The 6941-nt window shown below is 69.4% G+C and carries 8 protein-coding genes; 4 read left to right on the top strand and 4 right to left on the bottom strand.

Translation table 11 applies throughout. The features are described from left to right. Positions 1 to 217: 217 nt before the first annotated feature. On the bottom strand, positions 218 to 1006 hold the full coding sequence (locus ACGFYV_RS11980; protein WP_393878232.1) for a hypothetical protein: 789 nt from the start codon (positions 1004 to 1006) through the stop codon (positions 218 to 220). Between the two features lie 150 nt (positions 1007 to 1156). Between ACGFYV_RS11980 and ACGFYV_RS11975 the strand changes: the two genes are divergently transcribed. The 3 genes from ACGFYV_RS11975 to ACGFYV_RS11965 all read left to right on the top strand — a co-directional run bounded on the left by ACGFYV_RS11975 (position 1157) and on the right by ACGFYV_RS11965 (position 3494). After that, a complete protein-coding gene (locus ACGFYV_RS11975) occupies positions 1157 to 1948 on the top strand; it encodes an ABC transporter ATP-binding protein (RefSeq protein ID WP_393878231.1) in 792 nt (263 codons plus the stop codon). A gap of 61 nt (positions 1949 to 2009) precedes the next feature. Then, positions 2010 to 2441 (top strand): NfeD family protein, encoded by a 432-nt coding sequence (locus ACGFYV_RS11970; RefSeq protein WP_393878230.1) that lies wholly within the window; start codon positions 2010 to 2012, stop codon positions 2439 to 2441. Between the two features lie 111 nt (positions 2442 to 2552). Beyond that, a complete protein-coding gene (locus ACGFYV_RS11965; protein WP_393878229.1) occupies positions 2553 to 3494 on the top strand; it encodes an SPFH domain-containing protein in 942 nt (313 codons plus the stop codon). Positions 3495 to 3561: 67 nt separating this feature from the next. Here ACGFYV_RS11965 and ACGFYV_RS11960 read toward each other — a convergent pair whose 3' ends face one another. The 3 genes from ACGFYV_RS11960 to ACGFYV_RS11950 all read right to left on the bottom strand — a co-directional run bounded on the left by ACGFYV_RS11960 (position 3562) and on the right by ACGFYV_RS11950 (position 5832). Continuing rightward, positions 3562 to 4068, bottom strand: coding sequence for an HNH endonuclease (locus ACGFYV_RS11960; protein ID WP_393878228.1), 507 nt, complete (start codon positions 4066 to 4068; stop codon positions 3562 to 3564). A 179-nt stretch (positions 4069 to 4247) separates the two neighbouring features. Continuing rightward, positions 4248 to 4787, bottom strand: a complete 540-nt coding sequence (locus ACGFYV_RS11955) for a YbhB/YbcL family Raf kinase inhibitor-like protein (RefSeq protein WP_393878227.1) — start codon at positions 4785 to 4787, stop codon at positions 4248 to 4250. Positions 4788 to 5049: 262 nt separating this feature from the next. Then, complete coding sequence (locus ACGFYV_RS11950; RefSeq protein WP_393878226.1) at positions 5050 to 5832, bottom strand: sporulation protein; 783 nt, start codon at positions 5830 to 5832, stop codon at positions 5050 to 5052. 101 nt (positions 5833 to 5933) lie between these two features. Between ACGFYV_RS11950 and ACGFYV_RS11945 the strand changes: the two genes are divergently transcribed. Further along, positions 5934 to 6584 carry a DNA-3-methyladenine glycosylase gene (locus ACGFYV_RS11945; protein ID WP_393878225.1) on the top strand — a complete coding sequence of 217 codons (651 nt, stop codon included), beginning with the start codon at positions 5934 to 5936 and terminating at the stop codon, positions 6582 to 6584. The last annotated feature ends 357 nt before the right edge of the window (positions 6585 to 6941 follow it).

The following is a 6941-nucleotide window of genomic DNA, read 5'->3' as shown; positions in this document are numbered from 1 at the left end:
CGGCCATCGGCCCGCCGCCTGCCGACCGCCGACCATCGGCCCGGTGCCTACTGGTCTACCGACCCGCCGGCCGCCGGCCCGCTGCCTACCGGTCTACCGACCCGCCGGTCACCGGCCCGCCGCCCACCGGTCTATCGGCCACCGCCCCGCCGCCCACCGACCTACCGGTAACCGACCCGCCGCCCACCGGCCTACCGGCCCACCGGAACCCCCTCGGTCAGCGCGTGCCCCGTTCCCGCTCCTCCACCATGGAGTTGTACGCCGCCACCTGCGCCCGCCGAGCCGTCCGCTCGACCGGTCGCAGCGCCTCGGACCGTGCCCCGATCTCCGCGGAGCTGACCGCACCGCCGTGCCCGTTGCCGTACGCCAGCGACACCAGCAGCCCCACCCGCCGCGCCATCTCCAGCACCCGCACCGCACGCGGCGGATACCCGGGCGCCAGCACCTCCGTCCCCCGCTCGGCCCGCGCCCGGTACGCGTCGATCGCCGCCTCCGCCACCGGGCCCGACCCGGCGACGTCCAGCTTCGACAGCACCACGGTCGCCTCCCGCAGGGCCTCCGCCAGCTCCCGCTCGGCCTCGCCCAGCGAGAGCACGTCCGCGGGCGGAGCTTCCCGCACCGGCAGTACATGCCAGACCACCTCGGCATGCACATCACCGGCGGGCCCGGCCTCGTACGCCTCCGGCACCATGCCGAACGCGGCGCCGAAGCAGACCACCGCCTCCTCCGCCTCCAGCGCCCGCGCGTTGAACTCCGGAGGACCGCTCAGCCCCAGCGGATGCCCGGGGGCCGGCAGCGCCACCCGCAGACCGGTCACCCCCAGCGTCCGCAGCCGCCCCAGCGCGAGCGTGAGCCCGACCGGCGCGGACTCCCCGGGCAACCCCTCCACCCGGTGCACTGTGTCCTCGCCCACGATGGCGAGCGCGGCGTCGTCCGGAGAGGCGAGTCCGGCCAAAAGGGCATTTCCCCATGCGGCGAGGCGTCCTGAACGCGGTTCCGAGAGCATGCCCCCACCCTAAGGACCGGACCGATGGAATGAGGCGACGTGCTCGTGGCGTAGATTTCATGCCGGGCTGCGCCCACCGGCGCGGCGGACCGAGCCACAGGCGTACGCGACAGCCGAGACCGGCACACTGCAAGGGGAGACAACGCGCTCATGAGCGATGTTCTGGAGCTTCAGGACGTATCCGTGGTCCGTGAGGGCCGGGCCCTGGTGGACGGGGTCTCCTGGTCGGTGAAGGAGGGCGAGCGCTGGGTCATCCTCGGTCCCAACGGCGCCGGCAAGACCACCCTCCTGAACGTCGCCTCCAGCTACCTCTTCCCCAGCAAGGGCACCGCCACCATCCTCGGCGACACCCTCGGCAAGGTCGACGTCTTCGACCTGCGCCCGCGCATCGGCGTGGCCGGCATCGCCATGGCCGAGAAGCTCCCCAAGAGCCAGACCGTCCTGCAGACCGTCCTCACCGCCGCCTACGGCATGACCGCCGGCTGGCACGAGGAGTACGACCAGGTCGACGAGCAGCGCGCCCGCGCCTTCCTCGACCGCCTCGGCATGACCGACTACCTTGACCGGAAGTTCGGCACCCTCTCCGAGGGCGAGCGCAAGCGCACCCTCATCGCCCGCGCCCTGATGACCGACCCCGAGCTGCTCCTGCTCGACGAGCCCGCCGCCGGCCTCGACCTCGGTGGCCGCGAGGACCTGGTCCGCCGCCTCGGCCGGCTCGCCAGCGACCCCATCGCCCCCTCGATGATCATGGTCACCCACCATGTCGAGGAGATCGCCCCCGGCTTCACCCACGTCCTCATGATCCGCCAGGGCAAGGTCCTCACCGCGGGCCCGCTCGAACTCGAGCTCACCTCCCGCAACCTCTCCCGCTGCTTCGGCCTCCCGCTCGTCGTCGAAGAGATCGGCGACCGCTGGACCGCGCACGGCCTGCCCCTGTCCTGACCGCGCCCCACTCCCGTTCGCGCCCTGTCCGCCGCCCGACCCGCGGTCCTACCATGACCATGTGGACGACATCGACGCATGGGTGTGGTGGCTCGTAGGCGCGGCGGCGCTCGGAATCCCCCTCGTGGTCACCGCGATGCCGGAGTTCGGCATGCTCGCGGTGGGCGCAGTGGCGGCAGCGGTCGTGGCGGGCCTCGGCTTCGACGCCGTGGTCCAGGTCCTGACCTTCGTCGTCGTCTCGGTCGCCCTCATCGCCGTCGTCCGGCCCATCGCGGCCCGGCACGGCCGCCAGCGCCCCGGACTCGCCACCGGCATAGAGGCGTTGAAGGGCAGACAGGCGGTCGTCCTGGAACGCGTCGACGCGTCCGGCGGGCGCATCAAACTCGCGGGAGAGATCTGGTCGGCCCGCTCCCTCGACTCCGGCCGGGCCTACGAAGTCGGCCAGGAAGTGGACGTCGTGGACATCGAAGGGGCCACCGCGATCGTCATCTGAGGCATCCGGCCCACGAGTTGCCCGACGTTCTGTCAGACTCGACCAGCAAGATCTTCAACAACCATAAGATCTGCCGAAGATGCCGCAGCGGAGAGGGGTACGGGGAACACGATGGAACCGGTCATCATCGTCCTGATCATTCTGGTGGTGTTGGTCTTCATCGCCCTGATCAAGACCATCCAGGTCATTCCACAGGCCAGCGCCGCGATCGTCGAGCGCTTCGGCCGCTACACACGCACACTCAACGCGGGCCTCAACATCGTGGTCCCGTTCATCGACACCATCCGCAACCGCATCGACCTGCGCGAACAGGTCGTACCGTTCCCGCCCCAGCCGGTGATCACCCAGGACAACCTGGTCGTCAACATCGACACCGTCATCTACTACCAGGTGACCGACGCGCGGGCCGCGACCTACGAGGTCGCCAGCTACATCCAGGCCATCGAGCAGCTGACGGTCACCACGCTCCGCAACATCATCGGCGGCATGGACCTGGAGCGCACCCTCACCTCCCGCGAGGAGATCAACGCGGCCCTGCGCGGCGTCCTCGACGAGGCCACCGGCAAGTGGGGCATCCGCGTCAACCGCGTCGAGCTCAAGGCCATCGAGCCGCCGACCTCCATCCAGGACTCGATGGAGAAGCAGATGCGCGCCGACCGTGACAAGCGCGCCGCGATCCTCACCGCCGAAGGTACGCGCCAGGCCGCCATCCTCACCGCCGAAGGTGAGAAGCAGTCCCAGATCCTGCGCGCCGAGGGTGAGGCCAAGGCCGCCGCCCTGCGCGCCGAAGGTGAGGCCCAGGCCGTCCGCACGGTCTTCGAGGCCATCCACGCCGGCGACCCCGACCAGAAGCTCCTGAGCTACCAGTACCTCCAGATGCTCCCGAAGATCGCCGAGGGCGACGCCAACAAGCTCTGGATCGTCCCCAGCGAGATCGGCGACGCGCTCAAGGGCCTGTCCGGCGCGATGGGCAACTTCGGCTCGCTCGGCGGCGGCAACAACGGCTCGTCGGGTAGCGGCACCGAGCGCCGCGAGAAGCCCCAGATCGACTGACGGCACCCGACACACAAGCCCCGCGTCCCGAAAGGGGCGCGGGGCTTGTGTGTCATCCCGAAGACGCTCAGGCCGCATCCCGGGCGAGCCACCCAGGAAGCGCGGCCAAGTCCTCCTGCCCCAGAGCCAGCAGCATCGCATCCGCAGGCGTCGGCTCGAACGGCTCCCGCAGCAGCGCCATCCCCGCCTCCTCCGGAGTCCGGTTCGCCTTGCGGTGATTGTCCTCCGCACACGCGGCGACCGTGTTCAGCCACGTGTCCTGCCCACCCTGCGCCCGCGGCAGCACATGGTCCACCGTCGTCGCCCTGTGCCCGCAGTACGCGCACCGGTGCCGGTCCCTGACCAGCACACCCCGCCGCGACCACGGGGCTTGTCTTCGGAAGGGCACCCGTACATACCTGCACAGCCTGATCACCCGCGGCGCCGGTATGTCCACCTCGGCACCGCGCATGCGCAGCTCGGGGTGGGCCTGCTCGACGACCGCCTTGTCCTGCAGGACAAGGACGACGGCACGGTTCAACGTCACCGTCGACAGCGGCTCGAAGCTCGCGTTCAGGACCAACGTGTCACGCATCCAGCCCACCTCCCGTGTGCACCTGCCCACCCCCGGCGGGCTCGGATCAACTCTGTACGGGCGCGCCGAGATGGACAACGCAATAAAAAATGCCCGCCCCCGATCACTTCCAAGACCGGGGACGGGCAAACGTTCAGTGAACGCTCGGCTGAATACGCACGGTGCGCCGCAGCGGCGAATCAGCCCTGCGCGGGGTTCTCGTACTCCCCGATGAGCTGCGCACGCGCGAGCGCGTGGAAACGCAGATTGAAGCCGACGACGGCGGGAGAAGCGTCCGAATCCGGACCGAGCTTTTCCTGGTCCACCGCGTACACCGTGAAGACGTACCGGTGCGGACCGTCCCCGGGCGGCGGAGCGGCCCCGCCGAAGTCCTTCGTCCCGTAGTCGTTGCGCGCCTGCACCACGCCCTCGGGAAGCCCCTTGAACGCGCCACTGCCCGCACCCTCCGGCAACTCCGTCACGGAGGCCGGGATGTCGAACAGCACCCAGTGCCAGAACCCGCTGCCGGTCGGCGCGTCCGGGTCGTAGCAGGTCACGGCGAAACTCTTGGTCTCCGCGGGGAAACCCTCCCAGCGCAGCTGCGGCGAGACGTTCCCCTCCGCGTGGACCTGGGCGCTCCCCAGCGTCGCGCCCTCCTCGATGTCCTCGCTCGTCACCGTGAACGACGGGACGGGCGGATGGAAGTCATGGGGGAGCGGCCGCCGCTTGAGCTCGGTCACCTCGGTACCTCCTGATCGATTCCGTTCAGTGGCTCCGAGCCTAGGGGGTGTCGTGTGGATCATGCCGGCGTCGCGGGGTCTGGCACGCACATCTGCGGCGTTGCCGTCGATCGCCGACTCCCCCACGCTCGGCTTCGCTCGCGCGGGGGGACCCCCGTCGCGTCGACTCCCTCCTCCGCCTTGCATCTGCACGCACCAGACCCCGCTCGGGTTGGCCGGTCCGCACTGTCGGTCCCGGCCGGCCTGATCCACACGACACCCCCTAGAACCAGTTGCGCTTGCTGCCGACCTCGGAGAGCCACTGGTTCAGGTAAGCCGCCCAGTCGGTCCCCTGGTACTCGTGCAGACCCACCTGGAACGAGCGGAAGGTGTCCGAACCCTCGCTGAAGAGCCCCGGCTTCTTGTCCATCTCCAGGACGACGTCCATCGCGTGCTCGTCGGCCACGAAGCTCACCTCGACCTGGTTCAGACCCCGGAACTGCGACGGCGGGTAGAACTCGATCTCCTGGTAGAACGGCAGCCGCTGCCGGGTGCCCCGGATGTGGCCGCGCTCCATGTCCGCGTTCTTGAAACGGAAGCCCAGCCGGATGAACGCGTCCAGGATGGCCTGCTGCGCCGGCAGCGGGTGCACGTTGATCGGGTCGAGGTCGGAGGAGTCCACGGCACGGGCGATCGACAGCTCGGTGGTCACACCGATGTGCATGCCGCGCAGCGCCTGTCCGTCGATCATCGTGACCGGCGTCTCCCAGGGGATCTCGAGCCCGAACGGCACCGCGTGCACGGCCCCGGCCTGGAGCTCGAAGGCACCACCGAGCCGCACCTTCGTGAACTCGATGTTCTGCTTGTACTCCTCGTCGCCGCTCTCGACCTCGACCCGCGCCTGCAGACCGATGGACAGACCCTCGATCTCCTGGTTCACGGACCCGCCCTGGATCCGCACCTCACCCTGTACGACCCCACCGGGCACGACGTTGACCTCGGCCAGCACCGTCTCGACCGAGGCCCCGCCGGCACCGAGGCTCGCGAGCAGCTTTTTGAACGCCATGACTCTCCCTTTACGAATGGATTCCCTGACCCGTACAAACGCGATCCGGGCCCGGCCGGTTCCGCCCTCGCACCGTCACGGCTGGACTACGCTCGGAGGGCATGATCACGCCCCCGGACCGTACGCCACTGCCACGCGAGTTCTTCGACCGGCCCGTTCTCCGGGTCGCCCCCGATCTCCTCGGCCGTGTCCTGGTCCGTACGACACCGGACGGCCCGATCGCCCTGCGTCTGACAGAGGTCGAGGCGTACGACGGTCCCAACGACCCCGGCTCGCACGCCTACCGCGGCCGCACCGCTCGCAACGGCGTGATGTTCGGACCGCCCGGACACGTGTACGTCTACTTCACCTACGGCATGTGGCACTGCATGAACCTGGTCTGCGGACCCGAGGGCACGGCGAGCGGCATCCTGCTCCGCGCCGGTGAGGTCGTCGAGGGCGTGGAGCAGGCTCGCAAACGTCGATTTTCGGCCCGCGATGACAAGGAACTGGCCAAGGGTCCGGCCCGCCTCGCCACCGCCCTGGAGGTCGACCGCACCCTGGACGGCACCGACGCCTGCGCCCCGGGCGACACCCCCCTGCGCATGCTGACCGGCACCCCCGTCGCTCCCGACCAGGTACGGAACGGTCCCCGCACGGGAGTCTCCGGCGAGGGCGGAAACGGCGACGTCCATCCCTGGCGCTTCTGGGTGGCCGGCGACCCGACCGTCAGCCCCTACCGGCCCCACGTTCCGCGCCGCCGCTCAAGTTGACGCGACCTTGGCGGGTGCGTAAAGTCTTCCAAGCCGCTGAACCGGGTACGGCAATCGCCTGCAGCCGGAGCGGCCACCCCACTACCCAGCTATAACCCTCAACAGGGTCGAATTCGGCGTGCCCGCATGCCTGAATTCGAACTCGCGAGACTCGATTATGAGTATCGGAGGGAATCGGCTAACGTAGTGAATGTCGAAAGGCCAGCGGCGAGAGCCAAAAGCCCGGAAAAAATCCCGCCGACCGGGAATCGGATGCCGAAAGGATCTGATAGAGTCGGAAACGCAAGACCGAAGGGAAGCGCCCGGAGGAAAGCCCGAGAGGGTGAGTACAAAGGAAGCGACCGTTCCTTGAGAACT

Source organism: Streptomyces sp. NPDC048297 (genome assembly GCF_043201585.1).
Lineage (GTDB): Bacteria > Actinomycetota > Actinomycetes > Streptomycetales > Streptomycetaceae > Streptomyces.
Note: the sequence above shows the minus strand (reverse complement) of the source record. Positions and strands in the feature narration are given on the sequence as shown.